The following is a 26,301-nucleotide window of genomic DNA, read 5'->3' on the forward strand; positions in this document are numbered from 1 at the left end:
ACTGAGTATCAGAAAGCTTGTTTGAATCGATGTATTTCATCCGCAGATTATGCACGAATGCCAAGAAATCCGGAGTGCAAATATTAACCAAAAAGAAGGTCGTTTTTTGATTTATGAAAGAGATCTAATATTGATCAATATAAAAATACAGATTAGATCAAATGAAAATAATATCAAAATGCCTATTAGGTGTATTTTGTTGTGCTCATTTTAATATGGCTTTATATGCGCAAAATATATCAATTCAACAGGCTGAGCAGGCGATTGATCAAAAATATGCAGCGCTAGATTTTTATGCGGTGAATCAACAGATCGAAAATGATGTGATTGATTTAATCCGTGAAAATGCAGAAAGTTATGCTTATTCTTTCCCCAAATTGACTGAAAATCTTAGACTAAAGATTAATGCCTCACCGGACCAACTGCTTAAATTCTATACCTTTGATGTAGGCGGTGGCGGTACTATGGGTGAATTTTCATCCTATGTGCAGACGAAATCGAGCAAGTCCGCTAAACTTCAGCCTTTAGAAACAGGCTATATTTTAAAGATTGACCAAGTAAAATTGGGTGCACAGCCGATTTATCTGATTCAAAGTTATTACAAAGGCGATAGTTGTCACGGTCTTTATCAAATTCAAGCCTTTAAAATGCATGCCCAAGCTTTGAGAGCAACACCAGTTTTCCAGACCAAAAACCAGCAACTAAGTTCGATTGAAGTAGATTATGACTGTCACTATGACGAGGAGCGGCGCGGTTCATATATTCGTGTTTCAAAAGACTTAAACAAGATTGATATCACTTTATTAGATCAAAACAGCCGCCCGACTGGAAAATACTTACGTTATCAGCGTTCAAATACAGGCTATCAGTATACAGGTGTGACGAAATAAACAACGGGTAAGTGGGTAAAACTTACCCTATACGGTTAATGGCTATAGGTGGTAATGATCACATCGACGGGATATTCGGCGCCATCTAAACTTTGAATGTCATGTTCTCGGATTTTGACGATTGGCCAAGTGATTAGCTTACAGTTGTCGCGCTGTAAGGCGTGATAATAATGATCGGACTTGAAAAATTTAAGTTTATCGGCAGCGGAGTTAGGTTTGAGTTGGTGTCTAAGCCATGGGTCTTGAACTTGGGTTTCTAAAAAGCGTAGGGCCAGTAGGCATTTGATCCGTGTGTTAAATAGGCGTCGGTTCTTAATAACCAAAGGATGTTGAATTAAGCGCTGAATTCCACGCTCTGTTTTTGGCAAGATAAATTGTGGCGCATTTTGAAAAACATAGACCGATTGAGCGACCTGACAAATCGATTCGAGGGCAGTTACTGTATGCTGGTTTGTACCAATAATTGCGACCCGTTGCTCAGTAAAAGTATGTTGTTTAATTTCTGATGAGGGAATCAGTTGCCCTTTAAAATGCTGAAAATACTCGGGATGGTTTTGAAATAAACCAGATACGTTGTCTGTTGAATGCAAATTGACCATGCTCGATCCTTAATTGTTTTTTATCGTCTTTCCTTAATTTATTATTTTTAGTGCTTTTGCTCTAAAAAGGCAAAGTGATAAATTGTCTGAGCAGTCACGCTAACTTTAGTCTAGACATAGCAGCAGTTTTTGCACGGTTTTAAGGATTTTTTAGGTATCGGCTGAGATTTTAGCTATTCATTTATGCACGTCGCCTTATGGGTATGTATTAATACGCATAAGGCGATTAACTTCATTTGTACTTAGCTATTTTTGATCTGCATGAGACGTTCAAAGTTTTCTAAACGTTTGTCCGTGTCATAGATGTCACAGGTGAAAATGAACTCATCGACATCATATTCTAAAAGAAGTTGTTTCAAGCCTTCTTTCACTGTGCCATTGGAACCGATTTGCGCCATGGAATAAAAACTGTCAACCGACATTTTTTCCGCAGGTGACCATAGACCGTCCATGCTGGCAATTGGCGCTTTTAGCTTTAAACTTTGACCGCGCATGAGACCTAAAACACGTTGGTAGGCACTGGTCGCTAGATATTCAGCTTCAGCATCGGTTTCAGCAATGACCGTCGGGACACCCATAGACACATAAGGTTTCGATAAGTATTCAGAGGGTTCAAAGTTTTCACGATAGAGCTGAATCGCTTGTTTCAGCATACGCGGTGCAAAGTGTGATGCAAAAGAGTAGGGAAGACCGAGTTTTGCAGCCAGTTGTGCACTAAATAAACTTGAACCGAGTAGCCATACAGGAACATGTGTCCCTTGCCCCGGAGTTGCAATGATGCGCTGATTTGGTTCAGCGTCTTTAAAGTAATGCAAAATTTCTAAGACATCTTGTGGGAACTGATCTTCAGTTTCTTGACGGCCACGGCGAAGTGCGCGCATGGTCATTTGGTCTGTACCTGGTGCTCGACCTAAGCCTAATTCGATCCGGTTTGGATAGAGTGTCGCAAGCGTACCGAATTGCTCCGCTACGATCAGTGGTGCATGGTTTGGGAGCATGATACCGCCAGAACCCACTTTTAAGGTTGAGGTATTCGCGAGTAAATAGCCGAGTAGCACCGCAGTTGCAGAGCTGGCAATACCATCCATATTATGATGTTCTGCAAGCCAAAGTCGGCTATAGCCTAAACGCTCAGCTTGTTGGGCCAACTTTAAGCTATGCTGTAGGGTGAGTTGTACAGTTTGATCTTCGCGGACAGGAGCTAATTCTAAAATAGAAAATTGAGTCTCGGACAACGTGCGCATTCTACTTCTCAGTTTTGTTTTATATATCGAAATAATACGATATAACTGTTATTTTGTATATCGATTTTATACGATATTCTGGTCGTATTGTATAAGGTGTTGATTTAAAAATGAAACAAAATTTATATTCAACATCGCTGAACAGCACCAGCCACACATGCGTTTAAAACCAAAGTGGTAAGCTGCCGCATTCAGTAGAAACGATGCAGTGTCTTTTTTGAGTGTAGTTGTCAGATAAATAAAAAAGCACCCGAAGGTGCTCTTTTATTTGAAAATGTTTTATGCGGTACTTAGCGTTTACCGTTTTTATACCAGCCCAAGTGACGGCCATTGTCACCACGGTAGTTGCGACCATTATATTTATAATTGCTATTACGGTAGCCACGGCTGTCATAACGACGATCATAACGGTCGTCGTAACGGCGGTCATATTCGTCATCATAACGACGGTCTTCAGAGACTTTTTTACCTAGAACTGCGCCACCCGCTGAACCTATACCTGCGCCAATATACCCACCATTGGTACCGCCCATGTTTTTACCTACGGTATAACCACCTGCACCACCGAGTGCTCCACCAATGATTGCACCATTACGGTCACGTTTGTTGGCTGAAGCGGCTGCACCTGCACCACCACCAATGGCAGAACCAATCATCGCGCCTGTTTGTCCACCCATTTGGTTACCAATCGCCGCACCGACAACACCACCTAACGCAGAAGTCAGTGCGGTATTGGTTGTATTACCTGCATATGTTGTGGTCATCGTTAAAGCAGAAGCTGCAATTACGGTACTCATTAAAATTGATTTAATTTTCATTTTTAAACTCCTAAGAGCATGTCTATTTTGTCTTGATTTCACTTTAGCGAAACATGTTGGAAGAATAATGAAGACAAACTTTATCGAAATCGTTGCTTTAGTAAATGTCGTGTAACGACTCTTCGTATTTTCTACCAGTTTGGCTGATATGTTATTGCATCTAAATCTGTGCCATAAAAAAGCACCCGAAGGTGCTTTCAATGACATCTTTACAATGCAGTGAATTAATGGCGTTTATGTTTTTTCTTCCATTTTTTACCATGGTAAGAATCGTATTGTTTGTCTTTTGAAATTTTGTTACCGAGAGCTGCCCCGCCTGCTGCACCTAATGCAGATCCAACGTAGCCGCCATTGGTGCCACCCATGCTTTTACCTACGGTATAGCCTGCACCACCACCAAGAGCACCGCCAATAGCAGATTCAGTACGGTTGCGTTTGTTGCTCGCTACGGCTGCACCACCTGCACCACCAAGTGCTGCGCCGATAGTTGCACCAGTTGTACCACCCATATTTTTACCAATCGCTGTGCCTGCAACACTACCTAAAGCACTGGCTGCTGCAACGCGAGTTGTGCTGTCTGCATATGCAGTTGCAGTAAACATAGATGCCGTTGCTAATGTTGCTGACATTAAGAGTGTATTGAGTTTCATGTGTTTCTCCATGTCCAACATTGGTTGAACTGTTTTACTTTTTTCGATGAGGCTAATGTAACAAAAAGATTCCAGTTAATTGTGGAGAGTTAAAACCAAATTGAAACCTGTTGGTTTCTTGTTTGTATCAGTTTTATTACAAATGTGAATAAGCAGAATGAAATTTATCCGAAATCATTCAAATGTGGATAAACTTAGGAGTGATGCAGTTCACACTCTGAATTTTGAGCTGAAATGACCTATTTAAAAGGTGGATATGAAATAAGCTGTTCTACATTTTCTGAACGCTAGTAACCGCATAAACACACATTAAAAGTGGATCAATGTACTGCGATCCATAAAGTAAACATCGCACAGGATTGAATAAAGATGTTCTTTGCGTGATAGAGCCGTTAAACTAAGCGCAAATTTTTTGGTGCTGTGAAACTGTATTGCAGCCTTTATATTGAGATATTTTCCTAATGAAAGAATCGTTACGTTTACGATTAGATCAACTTTCTGACCGTCACGAAGAATTAACAGCATTACTTGCAGATGTAGAAGTCATTTCAGATAACAAACGCTTTCGTCAGTTGTCACGCGAACATAGTGATTTAAGCGAAATCACAGAAGTGTGGACCAAGTACAAACAAGCTGAAGCAGACATTGAAACGGCTGAAGCGATGCTTTCAGATCCTGATTTTAAGGAAATGGCTGTTGATGAAATTAAAGAAAATAAAGCCATTATTGCGTCTTTAGAAGCTGATTTAAATATTTTAATGATTCCGAAAGATCCAAATGATGCGAACTCTGCATATTTGGAAATTCGAGCGGGAACAGGCGGTGATGAAGCTGCTATTTTCTCGGGTGATTTATACCGCATGTACACCAAGTACGCTGAATCACAAGGCTGGCGTATTGAAGTGTTGTCTGAAAATGAAGGCGAACACGGTGGTTATAAAGAAATTATTTGTTTGGTGAATGGTGAGGGCGTTTACGGGCGCTTGAAGTTTGAAAGTGGCGCGCACCGTGTACAACGTGTACCTGCAACGGAGTCTCAGGGGCGTGTACATACTTCGGCGTGTACTGTTGCGATTTTGCCTGAAATTGATGTCGATACAACGGTCGAGATTAATGCATCAGACTTACGTATTGATACTTACCGCGCCTCAGGTGCGGGTGGTCAGCACATCAACAAAACCGATTCGGCCGTGCGTATTACCCACATTCCAACAGGAACAGTGGTGGAATGTCAGGAAGAGCGTTCGCAGCATAAAAACAAAGCCAAAGCGATGGCTTTACTTGCTTCACGTTTGGAAAATGCAAAACGTGCGGCAGCTGATGCAGCAACTTCTGAAATGCGCCGTGACTTGGTCGGCTCGGGTGATCGTTCAGAACGTATCCGTACCTATAACTACCCGCAAGGTCGTATGACTGATCACCGTATTAACTTAACTTTATACAAGTTAGACGCGGTTATGGAAGGAGATTTAACTGAACTATTAGATAGCTTACATCGTGAATATCAAGCAGATCAGCTTGCGATGCTTGCACAGCAGAATGGTGGATAATGAATATTGCCCAAGCTTTGGCTTTACGTGGTGAAGCCGAGAGTTACGAACGTCAAGAGAACGCATGGTTGCTGGAACACATCACCAAAATTGATTCTTTTGATTTGGTTATGAAAAAAGATCAAGTGCTGACCGATGAGCAAGAGCAAGCCTATGTTGCTGCCTTGGCACGAATTGAAGCAGGTGAACCTTTGGCTTATGTAACAGGTTCACAGCCGTTTTGGACGCTAGATCTGATTGTCACTCCTGACACTTTAGTGCCACGTCCAGATACCGAAGTATTGGTTGAAACTGTACTACGTTTAGACTTACCTGAAGATGCCCGCATTGTCGATTTAGGCACGGGGACGGGTGCGGTTGCGCTTTCATTGGCCAGTGAACGGGACACATGGGATATCACGGCTACCGATATTTATGAACCGACTTTAGCCGTTGCGCAGCAAAATGCAGAAAAGCATGACTTAAATGATGTGACTTTTGTGTGTGGCAGTTGGTTTACACCGCTAAATCGAAAGTTTTTTGATGTGATTGTCTCGAACCCGCCGTACATCGATGCTGATGATGCTCACATGCAAGACTTAGCAACTGAGCCTGAACGTGCCCTAATTGCGGCAGATCATGGTTTGGCTGATTTAAAAGTCATTATCCAGCAAGGCAAAAAGCATTTAACTCTTAATGGTTGGGTGGTGCTGGAGCATGGTTATGATCAAGGTGATGCCGTACAGAAAATCTTTAAAGAAGCGGGCTATAAACAAGTCCGGACTGTGAAAGATTATGGTGGAAATGACCGCGTTACTTTAGGGCAGTGGACACAATAATTTCTTTGTTCCCTTCAAAATAAAAGCGCATTCGATGCGCTTTTATTTTTTCTACCTTATGTTCCAAATACGTCACGCCAACGCAGTAGCCAAGTCTCGAGGGCTTTCATGATGCTATCACTGAGTTTTCCGAGCACGGCTAAAAGAATAATGGCTAAGATCACAATATCGGGGCGTGAAGTTTCTCGGCCATCACTCAGTAAGTAGCCAATGCCTTGTGTTGCTGCAATGAGCTCTGCGGCAATCATAAACATCCATGCCAAACTTAAACTGTTGCGCAGTCCCGTTAAAATTCCCGGCGATGCCGCAGGCAAAATAATCTGTTGCACTTGTTGCCAGTACTTCAGTCGATAGACTTGTGCGACTTCGATGAGCTTGCGATCGACACCTTTAACAGCCGCGACCGTGTTGGTATAGGTCGGAAAAAATGCGCCAATCGCAATTAGGGTAATTTTCGATGCTTCATCAATTCCCAACCACAGTAAAAGTAGAGGAATCCACGCTAAGCTCGGGATGGATTTGATCGCTGAAAAACTAGGTTCTAAAAATGCTTCAACCTGTTTATTGAGTCCCACCAAAATCGCAAACATTAAAGCCAGAGCACTCCCAATAAAAAAGCCTAAAAACACTCGCCATGTACTGGTCCATACATGCATCCATAAATCTGCCTGCCATAAATCTAGAAAGGTTTGCCATAGACTACTGGGTGCAGGCAATAAATAAGGTTCAATAAAACCTGCACGGACCAGATATTCACAAGCAATCAGTAAGAGCACTGGAAGGGTGATCGCTTTGAGAACACTCTTCAATTTCAACTGAAATGAGGAACTTTTTTCACTACAATAGGGGTGAAAAAGCTCGCGACTGACTTAGTCATTATTTGCTTACAACCTTTTGTGCATATTGTGGCTTAAACAACTGAGTCACGACTTGATTTACATTGGTGCCTTTACGGACTAAGTCTTCTTCATTCAAAATGCCGCCAGACTTTTGTAATGCAGCAATCTGTTTGGCTGACGGAATGTTTTGATCAAAGTTGGTACGGCTTAGTTGTAATTTTGCGACATTCAACGGCAGTTTGGACTCGCGTGCCAGTAACTCCGCCAATTTCTCTGGATTAGCTTTGGCCCATTTACGTGCTTGCTCATAAGCTTTAATCACGGCTTCAATGGCTTCGGGACTTTGCTGAGTAAAAGACTCTTTGACACTGAGTACGCTATAACTGTTAAACCCAATATTTCGATACAGCAGTTTTGCGCCAGATTGCACTTGTGCCGATGCCATCAGAGGATCTAGGCCTGCCCAAGCATCGACTTGACCACGTTCTAAAGCTGTTTTGCCATCTGGATGTTGTAAATGGACCAGTTGCACGTCGCGTTTATTTAGACCCACTGTATCCAGCGCTTGTAAGGTAAATAGAAATGGATCTGTGCCTTTGGTTGCAGCAATTTTTTTTCCTTTTAAGTCTTTTAGGCTTTTAATTTGGGAGTTTTTAGCAACCACCAAAGCAGTCCATTCAGGTTGGCTCTGGATATAAACGGTATTGATTGGGCTGCCGTTGGCACGACTGAGTACGGCTGCAAGTCCTGCGGTTGAAGCAAAATCGACACTGCCGCTATTTAAATATTCCAACGAGCGGTTACTTCCTTGGCTAAATACCCATTTAATTTCAGTTTTAGGTAAGGCTTTTTCTAAGAGCTTTTGTTCTTTGACTACGAGGCTGGTTGGTGCGTAGTAGGCATAATCAAGTTTGAGCGTGTTTGGAATAGCGGCATTGGCATAAGAACCGATCAGACTTAAAATCAGTGAAGTGCTCAGTAGTTTAAAGTTTTTCATGTTGTATCATTTAAATAAGTTCATTTGTGGGTTCTTTTAACCTTATGGATGCGAAAAATAAAAAAAGAAAAATGGATAACAAAATATTAAATTGAAATAAACGGGTGCTCTTGGTTTAACTATCTGAATTTTAATAACTTGGTTGAGCTATGTGCAGTTTTTGGAGTATAGAATAACTTCCAAAAAGCATAGAATAATTTCTTCTTATATGAAAATTGCATAACTAAATCATTCATTTTGAATGTAAAAAAGCGACTGTAATAGTCGCTTTTTTTAAGGGGGTTGCAAGCTTACATTGGATAGTCTTGTAAACTGTCAAACACTTCAACTTGCTCTAAAGCATCAGTTTCAAGTGCAAGACAAAGTGTCACAATTTTCTTTAGATCAGCTAAATATTGTTCATCTTTAAACGATGCACCTAACTGAAGGGCTTGAATACGGTCAGCGCTAATATCCAACGCTTGAGCAGCTTCAATCGCATTAACTTCATTAAAAAATGCAGTAACAGCATGATTTAATTCAAGGTCTGATGCATTGAGAATACCTTGATCCAGTTGCTCTTCAAATTGTGGGGTAGGAGACTGCAAAGCTTGAGTAAAGTTTTGCACCAGACGTTGATCGAGAACATCAATCATTTTAAGCATGTCATAACCTTTAAAAGAAATAAGGTGATTAAACAGGGGGGAGTACAGCCAGAAAATAAGCATTAAAGAATGCTTTAAAATTGGTTGAAAAATAATCCATTTTGGAACTTTTTGCAAATAGATTCCGATAAATGAAAGATGGATTTGTTAAGTGAATGAAAAGCTTAAATTTATTAAATAGAGTCCCTGTTTAAATTTTACACTATTGTTCCAATGGACTCGGATCGATCAAAAAGAAGTACTCAATGTGAAATATTGTGGGGGTTTAATCAAAAAGTTCTTTTATTTTTACTTAAGTTATTAAATTATATTAATTTTATTAATATTGTTATTGCAATACTCTTTATTTTACGCATCACTGATGCGAACTCAAAACATTGTGGAATTGCAATTTATAAGGGCATGGTAAAGCAACATGAGGTATATCACCTTGCTTTAGCTGTCTTTGTTTGATGTGGAGAATGATGAACGTTTAAGCCACTAGTTAAAGTGCTTTTGCCTCAGTTGTTCTAGACGGAGTTGATATTGCTGTTGCCATGCACTTTCAGCTAAGTTTTGTTTTTGCTGGTTCATTTCTTGGTTGAGAGCAGCAAGTTCAGATTGATAACTGGCGATCTGTTGTTGTTGTCGAGCGACTTGTTGTTCGCGTTCAGCCAACTGCGCCACTTCTTTGCCTGAAAAGTAGCTGTTACGAATTTGTTGGGTAATTTCTTGTTGCAGTATTGGGTCAGTGACGCCAATTAAAGCCAATTTAAGGGCTTTATCGTAACTACCACTCTGACCATCAATATTTTTGCTCGGGTTTCTATATTGTTGCTGTAGTTGTGAAAGTTCACTCAGTCGTTGTTGTAAGGTCATGTGCGGTGCGCGGCTCAAGAGCTCACCATAAGCAAACTGATAGCTAGCAAACTCTTTTTCTTCAGCAAAGCCGAGTTGGGTTTCTTGCTTACCTAAAGTCTGCTCACGTAAGTTCCAAATTTCTTGATAACGCTGTTGTGGAGTCATTTGTGTGGACATGATTTTAGCTTGCATTTCTTTTTCGTAAAGCGGCAGGCGTTCTATCAATTGTTTTAAAGTCTGAGCAAACTGCTGATCTGGATATTCGGCCAGTACCTGTTTTAATAATGCCTGACAGTTGGTATCGGGGCAGTTTTGCTGTAACTGGTTTAATAATTGTGTGATATTGCCCGGATTTTTTTGAAAATGTTGAATGATTTGTTGGATGGATTCTTGTTGCTGTTGTTGCTGCATTTTTGACTCGTCATTGTTTGCAGCGGCAAGCTTCTCTTGCAAACTGCTGGGTTGAGCAGTCTCTGTAAGGGACGGTGAGGATGCCTGAGTTTGAGCCGATGTGGCATATGATGAGCCAAGGCCCAACCATATCACCACACCGATTACCAATACACTCAGCACCAAAGCGATAAGCCCAAAGCGCTTCATTATTATTCCTTATGGGTTGTATTGGAATTGACCCATTACTGGGAAGTGGTCAGATAAGTCCCAAGTCATAAATACGGGGTCGGCAGCCGAGCGAAGAATACGGACATCGTTACGTGCTTGCATAGGCTGACGGTGGTTATTGGATGACACCACGTAGTCTAAATACTCTACGGTAGAGCCACCCGTGAGTCCTGCACCTGCGAGTTTATTCACTCGTGGATCGAAGGTCGATTCGGTATATCCTGTGCTGACTGGGACCGTACCATTCAAGTTAATTTGCATTTGAGCATAATCTTGCGGCCACAGTAGTTTGTTGACATTAAAGTCACCGCCCATGAGCACGGCATCAAATGATGGAATATTTTGCTTATCGACCAAAGCGCGGATTTGCTTAAATTGTTGCTGGCGCATATCACGTGCCGCATCGGTATCAAACGATGCGGTATGCGTGGAGGTCACATGATAGGCTTTGCCATTCTTGAGAATTTCAGCATAAATCACGCCTTTATCGGCAAAGCAGTCAATCCCTGTACAGCTCGGGTAAATAAAATGATCTGTTTTTACAATTGGATGACGACTTGCAACCAATATGCCGCTGTCATAGATATTGAAACCTGAACCGATTGGAATATAGGTTTGGTACGGATATTCCTGCGCTAATTTGGCCAACATGGCGGTACGCCCAGAAGCAAAGGTTTCTTGGAATAAGATCGCGTCGTAGCCTTTTAGGTTTTGCGGCAGTTGCTCTAAACGCGAATCAATTTTACTTGCCACCAAAGGAAGAGCATAAATATTGTAGGTTAAAACTTTAAACTCATCGGCACTGCTGGCAACGAGTTCTGGCACGGTATTTTGATGGATAGTGTAGTGGAAGTCGTCATAACCACCAGTGTATTCAGCTTTAAAAGCAGTCTGCGCCGCTTTTCCTGCATAATTGGTGTTGAAACGCTGAATGTTGCGGTCGTTGAACCATGGTGCAGAGAAATCACTGCCAGATGCAGAGTGTTTAATATCACTACCAGACCAAGTGCCAGTCATAGATTGCTTTAGGGTGACGCTTGAACCCCCACCTGTAATCACGGTATCAAAATTATAAGTTTGACCTGACTTTACCCCAGTATAACGGTTAAAACGCAGTACACGTTTGGTTTCATAAGGTGCAATTTGGGTGGCTTCTTGAGCCCATTGACTCCCTTGAGTTAAGGTGCGTGTACCATGATGATTAATATTGACGGATACCGTTTCAGGGGTGGTATTGGTCACATAAATGTATGAGTCTGCTATCGCTTGCTGCGTACACAGCAGTAATGATAACCATCCGATATTTTTCATTAAGTTTTTATTTAATTGGGTGCTCATGTGTTCCCTCCATGATGTTTTTATTCAATATTGTGTAAAACAATATGACGAGATCACTATGGCAGGTAATTTTTTTAAGTCAGTGACAAAGTGCGACAGCACCCTGATTTTCCGATGAATTAGCATCAAAAAATCAATTTAATTTATAAGCTCTGTTGACATTTCATTTGGCAAATCAAAACCAAACCCAGAACAATAAAATGTTGAGGTTTACTTTAACGAGAGAATGGTATGGGTGGGTTATTTGTTATGTAGAAAGAGCAAGAGCGTTTCGTAGTTGCCTATACCAATCGACCTAAGTTAAGCGTCCTTATTTTGACGATAAGCACCGGGGCTGACGCCTGTCCATTTTTTAAAAGCGCGATGGAAAGCACTCGGATCATGAAAATTGAGTTCAGTGCTAATGTCTTGTAATGATACTTGGCTGTTACTGAGCAGCTCAATCGCCATATCACGGCGTATATCATTTTTGAGCTGTTGATAACTGAAACCTTCACTTTTCAGTCGACGCTGAATAGTTGCCTCAGACATATTGAAATGATGGGCAATTTCAGACAGTTCAAGCCACTGGATCGGGGGTTCTTGCATTAAATAGCGACGAATTTGGGCACTGGTTGAATGTGGATTTTTATAACGAGTCAGTAAAATATGTGGGGTTTGCTGAATAAATTGATACCACGATTTACTGTCCTGTTTTATGGGCATTTTTAAATAATTGGCATCGAACTGAATATAGTTTTCAGCCATTTGATACTTGATATTTTCACAAAAACGAACTTTGTAATCGATATCATCTGTAGGTGCATCACATTTGAGTTGAATTTGATTCAAAATCACCCGTTGACCCACTAGCCAACATATTAGAGCATGAATCAACATGATGTAAGTTGCGTAACTAAACATACGCTTGGGCTGTTGTCGTTCGTAAATCAAAATATAGGCATAATGTTCTTGTACCATGAGTTGACTGCTAAAGTCATCTAGCACCAGATTCATAAACTGCAAAATATGCTGAATAGCTTGGTCGAGCTGGGTGGTGTGTAATAGTGATTTAGATAAAAACTGAAAACTGCCACGGCGCATAACATGACGATCCATCCCAAAAAACTCATCATTCATGACATTGGCCAGTTCAGTCCAGAGCTGTGCATATTGATTGACTGAGACTCGTGCTTTTGTCGCACTTAACAGTTCGCTATTGATGCCTGCATTTTTCAAAATATCAGCAACTGCATATCCCTGCTTTTCAGCTTCAAACAATGCTTCGTGTACCAAAGCAATTGAAATGGAATTTTTCTGTGCGTTTGCATGTTCCGATGCAGTCATAGTGGCTTCCATATTTTTATTGTGCATTTTGAGCATTGTCCAAAACCATCATGGAAGATGCAATATTTGGAAATTGTACTCAAGTGCTTCTGTGTTTACATTTCTTCTTAAGTCGTAGCATTCAATCATACAAGGAAAAATAAATGAAGATTCAAGGGAAGGTTTTTGTCGTCACTGGTGGTGCATCGGGTTTAGGTGCAGCGACAGCACGTCATTTGATTGAGCAAGGTGCGAAAGTCATTTTGGTGGATATGAATCAAGCTTTAGGTGAAGAGCTACAGCGTGAGTTGGGTGAAAATGCTCAGTTTAAAAGCCTCGATGTTACTGATGAGCAGGCTGTGCAAAGTTTCTTTCAAGAAGTCGAGGCGGAATATGGGCAATTGAATGGTTTGGTGAACTGTGCGGGTGTAGCACCTTCAGCCAAAGTGTTGGGTTGTGATGGTATTCATGAACTGGCGTTATTCCAAAAAGTATTAAACATCAATGTCTCAGGTACTTTTAATATGCTGCGTTTTGCTGCGCAGTTAATCGCGAAATATGAACTTCAAGCTGGTGAAGAAGAACGCGGTGTGATTGTGAATACAGCTTCAGTTGCAGCCTATGACGGACAAATTGGACAGACTGCTTATGCAGCCTCTAAGGGTGCTGTTGTCTCGATGACTTTACCACTGGCACGCGAGCTAGCACGTGAAAAAATTCGAGTGATGACCATTGCTCCAGGCATTATGGAAACGCCAATGTTGAAGGCGATGCCGCAAAATGTACAAGATGCGTTGGGTGAAATGGTGCCATTTCCGAAGCGTTTGGCAAAACCTGAAGAGTTTGCTCAGCTTGTGGGGCATATTTTTGAAAATAATTATTTGAATGGTGAAGTGATTCGTTTAGATGGCGCGATTCGTATGCAGCCTAAATAATCTATTTTGACTTGTGATCCTTGAGTTTATGACGAAGTCTTTGCGTCGATAAGTAATGGCTTCTTATAACCTTCGGTTCGACCTACTTTTCTTTCGAAAAAAGTAGGCAAAACCATCTCCATTCACAAAACCTGTTCTATTGAATTTACAGACTACTTTCTCGCAGAAACATTATCTTTTGAAAGGCTTTCAGGTTGCGAATGGGTCGCCGTGTATCAAATATTTATTAAATTTAATAACCTGAATAGAGAAGGGATACTCCATGCTTTTAAATGAAGAACAAAAAATGGTTCAGGATATGCTGCGTAGTTATTCGCAGGAAAAACTGAAACCAACTGCAGCTGAACGTGACAAAACGGCACAGTTTCCTGCGCAAGAACTTAAAGAGCTGGGTGAGTTAGGTGCTTTGGGTATGACTGTTTCACCTGAATGGGGTGGTGCAGGCTTAGATTATATTTCACTGGTGGTAGCACTTGAGGAAATTGCAGCAGGTGATGGTGCGATTTCGACCATTGTCAGTGTGCAAAACTCACTGCCGTGCGGTATTACCCAGCGCTACGGAACTGATGCACAAAAGCAGAAATATTTAAGCAAGTTTGCCACAGGTGAGTGGTTGGGTTGTTTTTGTCTCACTGAACCACAAGCAGGCTCAGATGCAGGTGCGTTGGAGTGCAAGGCCGTTCGTGAGGGCGATGAGTGGGTGCTGAATGGAACCAAACAATTCATTACCACAGGTAAGCATGCTCAAGTCGCTTTGGTTTTTGCAGTCACTGACAAAGCTGCGGGGAAGAAAGGTATTTCTTGCTTTTTAGTCCCAACCGATACCGAAGGCTATATTGTCTCTCGTATAGAGGAAAAGATGGGGCAGCACTGTTCAGATACGGCAACCATCGTTTTGGAGAACTGCCGCATTCCGGCAGATCATTTGCTAGGCGCGGAAGGTGAGGGCTATAAAATTGCACTTTCAAATTTGGAGTCGGGACGTATTGGTATTGCAGCGCAATCAGTCGGTATGGCGCGTGCCGCTTTAGATGCAGCAGTTGAATATGCCAATGACCGCAAAGCCTTCGGTGTTGAAATTGTGCAACATCAGGCTGTTGCTTTTCGTTTAGCCGATATGGCGACGCAAATTGAAGCAGCACGTCAGTTAATTTTCCATGCAGCCGCTTTGAAGGATGCAGGTTTGCCATGTTTAAAAGAAGCCTCTATGGCCAAACTGTTTGCCTCAACCATGGCGGAGCGTGTTTGTTCTGATGCGATTCAAATTCATGGTGGCTATGGCTATGTTTCAGATTTTCCTGTTGAACGAATTTATCGGGACGTCCGTGTGAGCCAGATTTATGAAGGAGCATCTGATATTCAGCGTCTTGTCATTGCACGTGAAGTAACCAAGGTTTAAGTCTACTTAGTTTTAGACCTTGGTCGATGTACAAAGCCTGCACCTTCATTGAGGGATTTGGAAATTGTAGGTGCATTTAAAACATGGTTATCTAGGTGCAGCAGTTAGTTACCAGTATTAAGTCGAGCAGCTGAGCTGCTCTAGGTTTTCAAACAATATAGGACTGACAATGAGGTCAGTTCAACGCTTAAAACGATAAAGAACATGGACGGCCAAAGTGGATTTGGCATTAAAAATGGATAATGCGAGGTTGTCGTGATGAAGACATTAGAACAAGCCCATCAAGAATTTAACTATGATCAACTGATTCAAGAACAATTGATCGGCCAACCCAATGCAATAAATGCCTATATTGAGTGCTGTCAGCGTTATGTCGGGTTACAAAAAACAGCACTCATTTGGGAAGGAAAAAATGGAGAGTCTGAGCAATGGAGTTTTGAACAGCTCGATGTTGCCTCAGCACAATTGGCGAATTATTTTAAAAGTATTGGCATTAAAGTAGGTGACTGTATCGCAGGGCTGTTACCGCGTACGCCTGAACTGCTGATTACGATTTTAGCAACATGGCGGATCGGCGCGATTTATCAGCCTTTGTTTACTGCTTTTGAGTCGAAGGCGATTGAACATCGAGTTTTAACTGCGAATACTAAATTGATTGTGACCAATGCAGAGCAACGTCCAAAGCTAAATCACGTTGAAGTCAAACATATCCTGACTGTGAATGCAGGAACAAACTTAACCAGCAATGAAACTGATTTTTGGCAGGAAGCAAAACAACAGTCCAATCAATGTGAAGCTGTTTTGCGTAGCTTTGATGATGATTTCCTGATGATGTTTACCTCAGGCACCACAGGTTTGGCCAAATCAGTGCCTGTCCCTTTAAAAGCTGTTTTGGCTTTTAAGGGTTATATGCAACATGCGGTTGATTTAAGAGAAGACGATTCATTTTGGAATTTAGCCGATCCGGGCTGGGCTTATGGGTTGTACTACGGAATCACAGGGCCGCTCAGCTTGGGGCATAGCATCATTATGGATGAGCGCGCATTTAGCGTCGATCATGCGGTTGAAGTCATTAAAAAATATCGCGTCAGTAATTTAACGGGTTCACCTACAGCTTTTCGGATGTTCTTTGGTTTTAAAGAAAAGTTTGATCCTTCCATTAAAACTCACCTACGTGCTGTCAGTAGTGCGGGTGAGCCTTTGACCCCAGAAGTGATTCATTGGTTTAATAATGATCTGAACGTCAATATTTATGACCAGTATGGACAAACTGAGTTGGGCATGGTGATCGCCAACCATCATGCATTGGAGCATGAGAAAAAGGTTGGTTCGGCAGGCTTTGCCAATCCTGGACACCGCTTTGCTGTACTTGATGCGAACTGCCAAGAAGTGAAGCGCGGTGAAATAGGAACGTTGGCGATAGACTTTAGCCAGTCACCACTAACATGGTTTAAAGGCTATGGTGGCAATAATCGTAAAGCCTTTGTGGGGCAGTATTATTTAACAGGTGATACGGTCAAGCTCAATGAAATTGGCGGTATCGACTTTGTAGGTCGTGCTGACGATGTCATTACAACGTCAGGCTATCGAGTCGGGCCTTTTGATGTCGAAAGTACTTTGCTTGAGTGTGCGGAAGTACTTGAGTCGGCTGTGATTGGTAAGCCTGATCCAGAGCGTACGGAAGTGGTGAAAGCTTTTGTGGTACTGAAACCACAGTACCAAGCATCTAAGGAATTGGATAGCAAACTTCAAGCTTATGTACGCTCACGTTTATCTAAACATGCGTATCCAAAAGAAATAGAGTTTGTTGAAAGTTTGCCGAAAACGTCGAGTGGAAAAATTCAACGTAATTTGCTGAAACAGCAAGAGGTGGCAAAGATGCAAACTTTACAAGCTGCCATTTAATTTAAAAATAAAAGGGTCTTAAAGTTAAAGCCAGTCAGTTTTAATAGACTGGCTTTAACTTTTAACCATTTATAGTGGCATGTGACTTGTGGAACACCGCTTGAAATATAGTTAGAGGTATAAATAGCCTAAGAAAATTTAACTAGGCAACTAGTATGATTTAATCTCGATTACTTAAAAATGAAAAAGTTGAGCTATCTAAAGCACATAGCATTTATTGAATTTGTGCATAGCTAACCTTGGTTTCATGGTTATAATTCGCCATCAACATTTTCTTTAGCAAAAGGCTGAATCATGGACGAGTTAGATGAAAGTCTAGAACTCAGTAATGCTGAAATGCATCTCTATAGTCGTCAAATTTTATTGGACGGATGGGATATAGAGGCACAAGAAAAATTAAAGTTGGCCAACGTACTCATCGTAGGCTGTGGTGGTATTGGTTGTATGACTGCGGAGTTATTGGCACGTGCTGGTGTAGGGCAAATCACTCTGATTGATGCTGATACGATCGAAGTGAGCAATCTCCAAAGACAGATTGCCTATGTAGAAAATAATGTCGGTTTTTATAAAGCGGAGGTTTTGGCCCAGCGTTTAAAGCAGATCAATCCCTACATCAAAGTCCATGCGCATGCTGTAAAACTTGATACAGCCAATGCAGCTAGTTTAATTGCAGGCCAAGACTTAGTCCTTGATGGTTGTGATAATTTTACGACACGGTATTTGGTCAATCAGCAGTGTAAAGAGGCCAATGTTCCACTCATCAGTGCATCGGCCATTGGTTTTCAAGGGCAACTGTTTATGGTGGAAGGTGAGTCCGCTTGCTATGAATGTCTGTTCCCGAAAGAAGAACATGCGAATGAAAGCCTGCGCTGTGCAGATTCAGGTGTTTTGGCTACCACGCCGAACGTGATGGCCAGTCTTCAAGCGCATCATGCACTTTTATACTTGGGTTTAAATGTCACCGCACTCAAACAACGCCTGTTGCTTTGGGATGGCTTAAGTATGAAACAACGTTTGCTTGCTTTCGAAAAAGATACAGATTGTCCCGTTTGTCAGGCAAGATAAGCCTACAATTTTTTCATTCTTTGATACACTCAATACAATTTATTTTTGACCGATATTATGAAGAACAATATCTTTTTAGATGGACTGCGCTCTGTTGCCCGTGTTGGGGAAACAGCAGTCATTGCAGCACGTGCGGGTATTAAGTACGCGACTGAAAAACCAAGTAATGCCAAACTGATGCGTGAAACCTTTGAGTCTTTGGGTTCAACCTATATCAAGTTGGGTCAGTTTATTGCAAGTACACCTTCACTTTTTCCACGTGAATATGTTGAAGAGTTTCAAGGCTGTTTAGACCAAACTCCATCTTTGCCGTTTAGTTATGTACAAGGGGTTTTGGCGTCTGAGTTTGAAGGCCGAAACCTGTCTGAGATTTTTGCATCGATTGATGAAACGCCGTTAGCTTCAGCGTCTATTGCCCAAGTCCATGCCGCAAAGCTGGTGACGGGCGAAGATGTGGTGATTAAAGTACAAAAGCCGGGTGTAGAAACCATTCTCTATACCGACTTAAATGTTCTGCACTGGGCAACCAAGGTTTTAGAAAAAGCAGTGCCTAAAGTCAAATTTGCATCTCTTGCAGACATTGTGGAAGAAATCAAAACCCGCATGGTTCGTGAAGTCGATTTTATTGAAGAAGCCAGTAATCTGGATGACTTTGTGAACTATCTCAATATCACGCAAAACCATAAGGCGATGGCACCTAAGGTCTATCACCAATATTCGACTCGCCGTGTGCTCACCATGCAGCGTCTTTACGGTGTGCCATTAACTGATTTTGAAGTGGTTAAAAAGCGCTGTAAAGATCCTTCACAAGTCCTGATAACTGCCATGAATACATGGTTTGGTAGTCTAATGATGTGTAATAGCTTCCATGCCGACTTGCATGCTGGAAACCTGATGCTACTTGATGATGGTCGTGTCGGTTTTATTGATTTCGGCATTGTGGGGCAGTTGAAACCTGAGGTATGGACAGCTTGTATCGCCTTTATGGATGCCTTGCAAAAAACGGATTATGCACTTATGGCGGAAAACATGCTGAAAATGGGCATGACCGCTGTGAAGATTGATACTCAGGTGTTGGCTGCCGATCTTGAGCGTTTATTTAGTGGTGTGTTGTTGGCAGATCCGCAAGAATTGCTGAGTTCAAACCCAGCAGATTTGAATGACATCATGATGGATATGGTCGCAGTGGGCGAGCGTCACGGTATTCGCTTCCCGCGTGATTTTGCCTTGTTATTTAAACAGATGCTGTATTTCGATCGTTTCATGCGCATCCTTGCACCGTATACCGACATCTATGCTGACCAGCGTTTGCAAATGGTGCAAACTATGGACCCAAATGTGTTGTTAAAAAACTAAGTTCTTTTGAAGCACATTCACCAAAAAATCCCTTTCAGTCCTTCTTTTAAAAGAGGGACTGAAAAATGCTTTCTTGTTTAGGGGATGAAAAACATAGTTTCCTAAGACAGGGATTAAAATGTCAAAATCTGTTAAAGGTAATAATGTGGACGCAATTATCATTGAAGGCTTAAAAGTTGAAACAGTGGTTGGCTGCTTTAACTGGGAACGTCAGATTATTCAGCCTTTAATGTTGGATATGATTATTCAAACAGATTTGGAACAAGCTTCAAACTCAGATGACTTAGACCATACCTTAAATTATGCTGAAATTTGTGAAATTGCAGCAAAGGTCATTCAAGGCGCCAAGCCTGAACTGATTGAACATGCGGCAAAATTGGTCATCAATGCACTTTTTTCTACCTTTCATGCGATTGAATCGATTAATATTACCATCCGTAAGCCTGCCATTATCGCGCAAGCAAATTCTGTAGGAATTCGTCTTGAACGCCACCGAAACGATTTTCGCCCTAGCTCTGGCGAGTAATAATAATCCAAAGCAACATTTTTTATATGCCTCTGAGCAACTTGCTAAAATTGGGCAACTGCAATTTTCGAATATTTATTTAATTCCATGCCGTGATGGGGTTGGGTCAGATTATTGGAATGCAGCCTGTTTACTGAAATCGTCTTTGTCCGTTGCTGAAATTTCGGTATTGCTGAAAAATATGGAAGCCACATCTGGGCGTATCCGCCCATCACATCAGATTTCACTGGATGTCGATTTGATTGCATGGGGTGAAAACTTAGAACATATGCAGTTCAATCCCAAAAAATTGCCTTTGGCTTTAGATGTTAAAATTCCAATGTTCGATGTGTGGAAGGATAATGCATTTCAACATGCAAAGCATGTATTTCCAACGGTGAGCTGCTTGGAAGCCAAGTAACATATCGAAGTGTGATTGGCACTTGAACTGGCTTAATATGCTTATAAAATATAATTCGCAGCGAGCTATTTTCATGAAAATACAAATTTTGAGTGCTCTTTCTTTAGCAGTGTTTTTAGCGGGTTGTTATTCAACTCCGTCCAAAACGACAGCGACAACTGCTATGGATATAACGAGTGTATCTCAAACGACTGAAAAACAAGGGTTAAAACTAGCTGTTCAGGCCTATACCCAAGATCAATCAGATTATCAAACTCGCTTATATGACTTAAACCAAGACGGAATCGATGATGCCGTGGTGTTGTTAAGTGGGATGGAGTGGTGTGGTTCAGGTGGCTGTACGTTGTTGGTCTTTAAAGGTCTTGTAAATGGAAGTTTTCAACCGCATAGCAAAATGACTGTTTCATCTACCCCGATTTATGCTTTAAGTACCCAAACCCAAGGTTGGCGTGATTTATCGGTCTATACCCGAGGTTTAGGGCAAGTTGTACTGAAGTACAATGGGAAAAGCTATCCATCCAATCCATCACTAGCATCAAAATATACGGCGAATTTAAAGCAAGCGGGTAATACCTTATTACTGCCGATATCAGCGGAATAAGCAAATTAGAGTCAATAAAAAAGCAGTGGCATAACCACTGCTTTTTTATAAGAGTAAGGCATATTTGCTTAAATAAAATAACTGGTCTTGGTCATGAGTTTGGAAATAGCCGTCATGGTAATTTTGACAGGAATCGGTAAATCGACTCCGCCAGCATTCAGTGCTGTATCACGATGGTGTAATTCATCTTCATTCATTTGCACAAGAATATTGCGTGAACGGTCATCTTGAGCAGGGAGTTGGCTGATGTGATGCTGTAAATGCAGGCTCACTTGGCGTTCAGTTTCTGCAACAAAACCTAAGCTATATTTATCGCCTGCAATGCCTGCGATTGCACCCATACCAAAGGATAAACCGTACCAAATTGGATTAAGCAGACTGGTATGGCTGTCTAGCTCTTTTAAGCGGTCTTCACACCATGCAAGATGGTCTTGTTCTTCAATTGCGGCTTGTTCCATTTCACGGCGTACATTCGGCAGTTTTGCCGTTAAAGCTTGCCCATGATAAAGCGCTTGCGCACAAACTTCGCCACTATGGTTGACCCGCATTAAACCTGCAACATGACGCGCTTCACTCACTGCTAGTTGGGTTTCGACCGCCTTGCCTGGGTTTTCACGTTGAGCAGACGTTGTGCCCGGAACTAAGCTACGCAGGGCTTGATCAAAAGAATTGATAAATTTATCGATGCCAGTGTAATGACGCATAACTTTAGTCCTCTAACTCAGGTTGTACAGTTTTTAGCATGGGTTTGAGTCGATATAACAACCACAGCGTAAAGCCCGCACTTAATACAGCAGTAATGCTGAAAAGTATTTTAATATCAATCTTCAAAACACTTAAAATGATAATCGAAAATATAGCAGAAGACACCATAAACACCGCATTTAATATGTTGTTTGCGGCAACAACGCGTGCACGGTGTGAACGCGGTGAATAGGCTTGCATCATGGCGTATAGCGGCACAATATAAAAACCGCCACTGATGCCGAGCAAGGTCACCGCAAGCATGACATGGTAGTAAATTGCACCGTGGTTAAACATATCTGCAACATTCATCATTGCGCCTGTACGCTCAGGTACAAAAGCCAGACTCAAAGCTAAGTAAAAGGCAAATAGAGTGAGCCCAATTGCACCGATTGGCACCATTTTAATATTCACTTCAGAGCCACCAATTCTACGACACAGCAGTGAGCCGACTCCAATCCCGACAGAAAAGAACGTGAGTAAAAGACTGACGACATTTTCTGATGCATGTAGGTTTTGTTGAGTCAACTGTGGAATTTGGGTGAGATAGGTTGCGCCGTAAAACCAATACCACGAATTCCCCAGTAAAATCATAAAGATGAGGGGGAGGCTTTTGGCATATTTGAGTGTTTGAAAACTGGTTCTAAAGAAATTCCAATCAATTTTTAAGTCGGGTGAGCTGACTTGTTGTTTTAAGATAAATCGACTGGATAGATAACCCAAAACAGCAATGATGACGACAGTCAGGCTGATCCAAATAAGATTGCCTTGAGAAACCGAAATAACTGCGCCACCCAAAATCATCCCGATTAAAATAGCAATGGAGGTGCCCGACTGAAATAGCGCATTGCCTGACATGAGTTCATTCGGTTTTAGAATCTCAGGTAAAATGGCGTATTTAATGGGGCCAAAGAAGGTGGAATGTGTGCCCATCATAAATAGAGCCAAGAGCAGTAGCCATAAATTGCCCAATAAGAAACCCGCGGAACCGATGAGCATAATCATAATTTCTAGAACTTTGATGCCACGAATGAGTTGTGAGCGCTCAAACTTATCGGCAATTTGTCCTGCGGTTGCAGAAAAAATGAAGTAAGGCAAAATAAATAACAGCGCGGCCAAATTATTTAAGGTACTGACATCTGTAGCTTGTTGATTAATCCATCCATAAGTAATGACTAAAAGCAAAGCTTGTTTATAGACATTGTCGTTTAAAGCACCAAAAAATTGGGTAATAAACATGGGAAGAAAACGACGGGTACTTAATAGATGTTCATTGTTTTTCATGCTTTTTGCACTGCATTAAGTTTTATTAAGAAATGTGACTAATTGCTCAAACGTCCAATAAAATCATGTAAGATATTTAAAACCTGAAATTGGGTAAAATAATCAATAGATTTCAGTTCTTTTGTGACAATTCATTAGAGCAAATCCATAACGATTAAATAAATTTAGAGTTTTCTATGCTTGCCAAAACACAATTTAAAAAGTCGACTCTTTCATTGAGTATGAATTCTTTCATACCGTGGCATCATAACAATAAATATTTGTGTCTGAGTATCTTTTTAACGCTTTTGTCACAAGCGGCTTTGGCTGAAACCTCCGTTGCGATTGAACCAAGTAATGCACAAGTCGAGCCACAAACTTCTACGCAACTCACTGAAGACATTAAAAAAGAAGCAATTCGCCAAGGTATGGGCAGCGCGGACGAATTAAAAAAAGTTGAAAATTCTGTAGTTCAGCCAAGTGTTCCGGACAGTATGCAAATGTTGCAACAGCAACAGGCAGCTTTAAAAAATTTACCCGAATTTGCACCGATTGAGTTTGATAGCCTTGAGGACTTGCCAACTGTCCAAGTTGACCAAGGTATGGCCAATGATATTTATCAGATGGCTGAGCAAGCGAAAGCAGAAGCTCAAGCTTACCGAAGTGGTAAAACGACCGAGTTGGTGCTGAGCGATGCAACTCAGCAGGAAATGGCGGAAATTAATCAAGCTCCGGTCAATGTTGATCAACTGATGCAAAGTATTCAAGCAGACAGTAAAATTTCAGTAGAAGCCAACACGGAAGGAAATACTTTAGATTTTGGCATGAGTGCTGAAGAGCAAATTGCCAAAGAACCTAATTTCTTTAAACGCATGCTTTATAAAATTCGACCACCAAGAGAATTGGATACTGCAAAAGTTCCGCGGATCAGTGCGGATGTCGAAATCATTAATGCTAAATATGAAGGCGAGATATCCAATAAAGCGTATCAGGCTGCTTTGGTCAATCTAAAAGAAAATATCAAAGGCAAGGTTTCTAGCTTTACCGAAGAGTCTTTTGAAGACTTTCCTTCTGCACTGCCACAGTTGCGTTCACTTTCCAACCAAGCCGCTCAAGCCGTCGGGTTTTATAATGCTGAGTTTAAGTTTGAAAAAACCAGCAGTAACCGTGTGCGCATTCAAGTGGTACCGAATACACCTGTACGGATTGAAGAACAAAATATCGAATTTAGTGGTGCAGGTCAGTACTTACCGCAGTTCCAAGTGATTAAAGTCTTACCGGAGCAAGACATCGGTGATGTATTGCACCACGGCTTATACGAGTCGACCAAAGCACGAATTAATGAAGCGGCCAGCAATAACGGTTTTTTTGATAGTTACTGGCGTTTACATGATGTGAAAGTTGAGCAGCCGCAAAATACGGCAGACATTAACTTACGTTATGAAACAGGTCAACGTTATAAACTCGGCGGTGTTGAGTTTGTGATGAGTGATCCAAGCAAACCACTGCCTATTGATTTAGATGTTTTACAAAGTTTAGTGACTTGGGAGCCTGGCGCGGACTATACCTTTTGGCGTGTTAATGGTTTGGCCAATAATTTGACCAACTCACGTTACTTCAACTACAGTTTGGTAGATGCTGTTCGACCTGATCCGGTTGAAGGAATCCGTGAGTTACCGCCTGATTTACAGCAGTTGGTCGATGAACAACAACTTTCTCGTCAGGATGTTTTGGTTCAAGAGAAAAAGGAGGTTGTTTCAAGCCGTGAAGTGACGCAGTCTGTGGTGAGTGAAGCACAATTCGCAGGTGTTAATGATCCTGAGCAGAATAAAGCACAAGCAGCGCTTCGCACCGCACAAGAAACCAAACAAAGTGAAGAAGAGCGTTTAAAACTTGAAGCTCGGGAAACAAAAGTAATTCCTGTTAAAGTTACTTTAAATGCAGACCAGTTAAATAGTGTAGAAGTCGGGGCAGGTTATGGTAGTGACTCAGGTGCTCGTTTACGTACACAGTATCGCCGTGCGATTGTGAACCAGCGTGGACACTCTTTTGATGCCAACTTAGAACTTTCAGAAATTCGACAGGCTATTGATGGTCGCTATAATATCCCATATAAGCATCCACTAAATGATTATATCAGTCTCGTGGGAGGTTATGAGCGTGAAGAACGAGATGACATCGGACAAGGCGTAAACTTACTCACTGAATCTGCTGTTGCTGGGGCTGACCGTGTTATCAAAAACCCAATGGGGAATTGGCAACATACCTATGGGGTGCGTTACCGTTTAGATCGATTAACGCAAAAGGGTTCGGCGAATGTAGATGATTTGCCGGATGCATTTATTGCAAATAATGACCCTGAGCAAGAGTCGCTTTTATTGGGCTATGAAATTTCTAGAATCGATAGCGATAAGCGTGTAAACCCAAGTAAGGGAATTAAACAAACTTATAAAATTGAACTGGGAAGCGAAAGCCTACTTTCAGATGCAGATATGGCCATCGTAAATGCGGGTTGGCGTTTTATCTATTCATTGGGTGAAAATGATAATCACCAGTTTGTTGGGCGTGGTGATCTCGGTTATATCTTTACCTCAGACTTTAATAAAGTCCCTTATAACTTACGTTATTTCACGGGTGGAGACCAAGGCATTCGTGGTTTTGACTACAAGAGTTTGTCACCTGTGGTCGATGGTTTTAAAGTGGGTGGTCAAGCCTTAGCTGTCGGCTCCATGGAATACAATTACCAATTTAAAGAAGGCTGGCGTGCAGCAGTATTCAGCGACTTTGGTAATGCTTATGATACAGATTTTAGCAATGACACCGAATACAGTATTGGTCTTGGTGTGCGTTGGGCATCACCGATAGGCCCCATTCGGATTGATGTAGCTTCAGGTATTTCTGATGATAGTCATCCGATACGTGTGCATTTCTTTATTGGCTCATTATTATAATAT

Annotated in this window: 23 protein-coding genes and 1 pseudogene; 12 read left to right on the plus strand and 12 right to left on the minus strand. The window is 41.6% G+C overall.

The window, feature by feature from the left end:
* Nucleotides 1-215 precede the first annotated feature (215 nt).
* Nucleotides 216-890, plus strand: a complete 675-nt coding sequence (locus MF4642_RS14160) for a hypothetical protein (protein ID WP_171262527.1) — start codon at nucleotides 216-218, stop codon at nucleotides 888-890.
* 35 nt (nucleotides 891-925) lie between these two features.
* Here the strand turns inward: MF4642_RS14160 and MF4642_RS14165 are convergent, their stop codons facing one another.
* From MF4642_RS14165 to MF4642_RS14180, 4 genes are all read right to left on the minus strand, one after another.
* Nucleotides 926-1,489 carry a flavoprotein gene (locus MF4642_RS14165; RefSeq protein ID WP_078426632.1) on the minus strand — a complete coding sequence of 188 codons (564 nt, stop codon included), beginning with the start codon at nucleotides 1,487-1,489 and terminating at the stop codon, nucleotides 926-928.
* A gap of 242 nt (nucleotides 1,490-1,731) precedes the next feature.
* A complete protein-coding gene (locus tag MF4642_RS14170; protein WP_078426633.1) occupies nucleotides 1,732-2,733 on the minus strand; it encodes an LLM class flavin-dependent oxidoreductase in 1,002 nt (333 codons plus the stop codon).
* A gap of 290 nt (nucleotides 2,734-3,023) precedes the next feature.
* On the minus strand, nucleotides 3,024-3,551 hold the full coding sequence (locus MF4642_RS14175; protein ID WP_078426634.1) for a hypothetical protein: 528 nt from the start codon (nucleotides 3,549-3,551) through the stop codon (nucleotides 3,024-3,026).
* A 224-nt stretch (nucleotides 3,552-3,775) separates the two neighbouring features.
* Entirely contained in the window at nucleotides 3,776-4,201 is a 426-nt protein-coding gene (locus MF4642_RS14180; RefSeq protein WP_058869860.1) for a glycine zipper domain-containing protein, read from the minus strand.
* Between the two features lie 461 nt (nucleotides 4,202-4,662).
* Between MF4642_RS14180 and prfA the strand changes: the two genes are divergently transcribed.
* A complete protein-coding gene (prfA, locus tag MF4642_RS14185) occupies nucleotides 4,663-5,751 on the plus strand; it encodes a peptide chain release factor 1 (RefSeq protein WP_058869859.1) in 1,089 nt (362 codons plus the stop codon).
* A complete protein-coding gene (gene prmC / locus MF4642_RS14190) occupies nucleotides 5,751-6,569 on the plus strand; it encodes a peptide chain release factor N(5)-glutamine methyltransferase (protein WP_078426635.1) in 819 nt (272 codons plus the stop codon). Before prfA ends, prmC begins: the two co-directional genes overlap by 1 nt.
* Nucleotides 6,570-6,625: 56 nt before the next feature.
* Here the strand turns inward: prmC and MF4642_RS14195 are convergent.
* The 6 genes and pseudogenes from MF4642_RS14195 to MF4642_RS14225 form a co-directional block, all read right to left on the minus strand.
* Nucleotides 6,626-7,363, minus strand: a pseudogene (locus MF4642_RS14195) (ABC transporter permease); the annotation flags it as partial.
* 82 nt (nucleotides 7,364-7,445) lie between these two features.
* Entirely contained in the window at nucleotides 7,446-8,405 is a 960-nt protein-coding gene (locus MF4642_RS14200) for an aliphatic sulfonate ABC transporter substrate-binding protein (RefSeq protein ID WP_078426636.1), read from the minus strand.
* Between the two features lie 290 nt (nucleotides 8,406-8,695).
* On the minus strand, nucleotides 8,696-9,049 hold the full coding sequence (locus MF4642_RS14205) for a hypothetical protein (RefSeq protein ID WP_029575052.1): 354 nt from the start codon (nucleotides 9,047-9,049) through the stop codon (nucleotides 8,696-8,698).
* 480 nt (nucleotides 9,050-9,529) lie between these two features.
* The gene (locus MF4642_RS14215; RefSeq protein WP_078426638.1) at nucleotides 9,530-10,489 is read right to left on the minus strand and encodes a hypothetical protein; all 960 of its coding nucleotides are present in this window, start codon (nucleotides 10,487-10,489) and stop codon (nucleotides 9,530-9,532) included.
* A 9-nt stretch (nucleotides 10,490-10,498) separates the two neighbouring features.
* Nucleotides 10,499-11,821, minus strand: coding sequence for a sphingomyelin phosphodiesterase (locus MF4642_RS14220; RefSeq protein WP_413772810.1), 1,323 nt, complete (start codon nucleotides 11,819-11,821; stop codon nucleotides 10,499-10,501).
* Nucleotides 11,822-12,148: 327 nt separating this feature from the next.
* A complete protein-coding gene (locus MF4642_RS14225) occupies nucleotides 12,149-13,174 on the minus strand; it encodes an AraC family transcriptional regulator (protein WP_078426650.1) in 1,026 nt (341 codons plus the stop codon).
* Between the two features lie 143 nt (nucleotides 13,175-13,317).
* Between MF4642_RS14225 and MF4642_RS14230 the strand changes: the two genes are divergently transcribed.
* The 8 genes from MF4642_RS14230 (at nucleotide 13,318) to MF4642_RS14265 (ending at nucleotide 21,340) form a co-directional block, all read left to right on the plus strand.
* Entirely contained in the window at nucleotides 13,318-14,088 is a 771-nt protein-coding gene (locus tag MF4642_RS14230) for a 3-hydroxyacyl-CoA dehydrogenase (protein WP_078426640.1), read from the plus strand.
* Nucleotides 14,089-14,350: 262 nt separating this feature from the next.
* Nucleotides 14,351-15,487 carry an acyl-CoA dehydrogenase family protein gene (locus MF4642_RS14235; RefSeq protein ID WP_078426641.1) on the plus strand — a complete coding sequence of 379 codons (1,137 nt, stop codon included), beginning with the start codon at nucleotides 14,351-14,353 and terminating at the stop codon, nucleotides 15,485-15,487.
* Nucleotides 15,488-15,745: 258 nt separating this feature from the next.
* Entirely contained in the window at nucleotides 15,746-17,392 is a 1,647-nt protein-coding gene (locus MF4642_RS14240; protein ID WP_078426642.1) for an AMP-binding protein, read from the plus strand.
* Nucleotides 17,393-17,686: 294 nt separating this feature from the next.
* Complete coding sequence (locus MF4642_RS14245) at nucleotides 17,687-18,457, plus strand: HesA/MoeB/ThiF family protein (RefSeq protein WP_078426643.1); 771 nt, start codon at nucleotides 17,687-17,689, stop codon at nucleotides 18,455-18,457.
* Between the two features lie 57 nt (nucleotides 18,458-18,514).
* Nucleotides 18,515-19,813, plus strand: coding sequence for an ABC1 kinase family protein (locus MF4642_RS14250; protein ID WP_078426644.1), 1,299 nt, complete (start codon nucleotides 18,515-18,517; stop codon nucleotides 19,811-19,813).
* Between the two features lie 145 nt (nucleotides 19,814-19,958).
* A complete protein-coding gene (gene folB / locus MF4642_RS14255) occupies nucleotides 19,959-20,339 on the plus strand; it encodes a dihydroneopterin aldolase (RefSeq protein WP_058869848.1) in 381 nt (126 codons plus the stop codon).
* Nucleotides 20,296-20,739: a 2-amino-4-hydroxy-6-hydroxymethyldihydropteridine diphosphokinase gene (locus MF4642_RS14260; protein WP_078426645.1), complete on the plus strand. Its 444-nt coding sequence runs from the start codon at nucleotides 20,296-20,298 to the stop codon at nucleotides 20,737-20,739. Before folB ends, MF4642_RS14260 begins: the two co-directional genes overlap by 44 nt.
* A 163-nt stretch (nucleotides 20,740-20,902) precedes the next feature.
* Nucleotides 20,903-21,340, plus strand: coding sequence for a hypothetical protein (locus MF4642_RS14265; protein ID WP_078426651.1), 438 nt, complete (start codon nucleotides 20,903-20,905; stop codon nucleotides 21,338-21,340).
* A 68-nt stretch (nucleotides 21,341-21,408) separates the two neighbouring features.
* Here MF4642_RS14265 and coq7 read toward each other — a convergent pair whose 3' ends face one another.
* Nucleotides 21,409-22,044 (minus strand): 2-polyprenyl-3-methyl-6-methoxy-1,4-benzoquinone monooxygenase, encoded by a 636-nt coding sequence (gene coq7 / locus MF4642_RS14270; RefSeq protein ID WP_004696505.1) that lies wholly within the window; start codon nucleotides 22,042-22,044, stop codon nucleotides 21,409-21,411.
* 4 nt (nucleotides 22,045-22,048) lie between these two features.
* Nucleotides 22,049-23,368, minus strand: a complete 1,320-nt coding sequence (locus tag MF4642_RS14275; RefSeq protein ID WP_078426646.1) for an MFS transporter — start codon at nucleotides 23,366-23,368, stop codon at nucleotides 22,049-22,051.
* Between the two features lie 176 nt (nucleotides 23,369-23,544).
* Here MF4642_RS14275 and MF4642_RS14280 point away from each other — a divergent pair, with 176 nt between their 5' ends.
* Nucleotides 23,545-26,298, plus strand: a complete 2,754-nt coding sequence (locus tag MF4642_RS14280) for an autotransporter assembly complex protein TamA (RefSeq protein ID WP_078426647.1) — start codon at nucleotides 23,545-23,547, stop codon at nucleotides 26,296-26,298.
* The last annotated feature ends 3 nt before the right edge of the window (nucleotides 26,299-26,301 follow it).

It is taken from the genome of Acinetobacter sp. MF4642 (assembly GCF_002018925.1).
GTDB classification, from domain to species: Bacteria; Pseudomonadota; Gammaproteobacteria; order Pseudomonadales; family Moraxellaceae; genus Acinetobacter; species Acinetobacter johnsonii.

What these genes read in the sequence shown, in the direction of transcription:
- MF4642_RS14250 (WP_078426644.1), top strand. Translation starts at nt 18,515, where the DNA reads ATGAAGAACAATATCTTTTTAGATGGACTGCGCTCTGTTGCCCGTGTT.
- MF4642_RS14200 (WP_078426636.1), bottom strand. Translation starts at nt 8,405, where the DNA reads ATGAAAAACTTTAAACTACTGAGCACTTCACTGATTTTAAGTCTGATC.
- MF4642_RS14275 (WP_078426646.1), bottom strand. Translation starts at nt 23,368, where the DNA reads ATGAAAAACAATGAACATCTATTAAGTACCCGTCGTTTTCTTCCCATG.
- MF4642_RS14225 (WP_078426650.1), bottom strand. Translation starts at nt 13,174, where the DNA reads ATGACTGCATCGGAACATGCAAACGCACAGAAAAATTCCATTTCAATT.
- MF4642_RS14230 (WP_078426640.1), top strand. Translation starts at nt 13,318, where the DNA reads ATGAAGATTCAAGGGAAGGTTTTTGTCGTCACTGGTGGTGCATCGGGT.
- MF4642_RS14240 (WP_078426642.1), top strand. Translation starts at nt 15,746, where the DNA reads ATGAAGACATTAGAACAAGCCCATCAAGAATTTAACTATGATCAACTG.
- MF4642_RS14220 (WP_413772810.1), bottom strand. Translation starts at nt 11,821, where the DNA reads ATGAAAAATATCGGATGGTTATCATTACTGCTGTGTACGCAGCAAGCG.
- MF4642_RS14165 (WP_078426632.1), bottom strand. Translation starts at nt 1,489, where the DNA reads ATGGTCAATTTGCATTCAACAGACAACGTATCTGGTTTATTTCAAAAC.
- MF4642_RS14235 (WP_078426641.1), top strand. Translation starts at nt 14,351, where the DNA reads ATGCTTTTAAATGAAGAACAAAAAATGGTTCAGGATATGCTGCGTAGT.
- MF4642_RS14215 (WP_078426638.1), bottom strand. Translation starts at nt 10,489, where the DNA reads ATGAAGCGCTTTGGGCTTATCGCTTTGGTGCTGAGTGTATTGGTAATC.
- MF4642_RS14245 (WP_078426643.1), top strand. Translation starts at nt 17,687, where the DNA reads ATGGACGAGTTAGATGAAAGTCTAGAACTCAGTAATGCTGAAATGCAT.
- MF4642_RS14170 (WP_078426633.1), bottom strand. Translation starts at nt 2,733, where the DNA reads ATGCGCACGTTGTCCGAGACTCAATTTTCTATTTTAGAATTAGCTCCT.
- prfA (WP_058869859.1), top strand. Translation starts at nt 4,663, where the DNA reads ATGAAAGAATCGTTACGTTTACGATTAGATCAACTTTCTGACCGTCAC.
- MF4642_RS14205 (WP_029575052.1), bottom strand. Translation starts at nt 9,049, where the DNA reads ATGCTTAAAATGATTGATGTTCTCGATCAACGTCTGGTGCAAAACTTT.
- MF4642_RS14175 (WP_078426634.1), bottom strand. Translation starts at nt 3,551, where the DNA reads ATGAAAATTAAATCAATTTTAATGAGTACCGTAATTGCAGCTTCTGCT.
- coq7 (WP_004696505.1), bottom strand. Translation starts at nt 22,044, where the DNA reads ATGCGTCATTACACTGGCATCGATAAATTTATCAATTCTTTTGATCAA.
- MF4642_RS14180 (WP_058869860.1), bottom strand. Translation starts at nt 4,201, where the DNA reads ATGAAACTCAATACACTCTTAATGTCAGCAACATTAGCAACGGCATCT.
- MF4642_RS14160 (WP_171262527.1), top strand. Translation starts at nt 216, where the DNA reads ATGGCTTTATATGCGCAAAATATATCAATTCAACAGGCTGAGCAGGCG.
- prmC (WP_078426635.1), top strand. Translation starts at nt 5,751, where the DNA reads ATGAATATTGCCCAAGCTTTGGCTTTACGTGGTGAAGCCGAGAGTTAC.
- MF4642_RS14280 (WP_078426647.1), top strand. Translation starts at nt 23,545, where the DNA reads ATGCTTGCCAAAACACAATTTAAAAAGTCGACTCTTTCATTGAGTATG.
- MF4642_RS14265 (WP_078426651.1), top strand. Translation starts at nt 20,903, where the DNA reads ATGGATATAACGAGTGTATCTCAAACGACTGAAAAACAAGGGTTAAAA.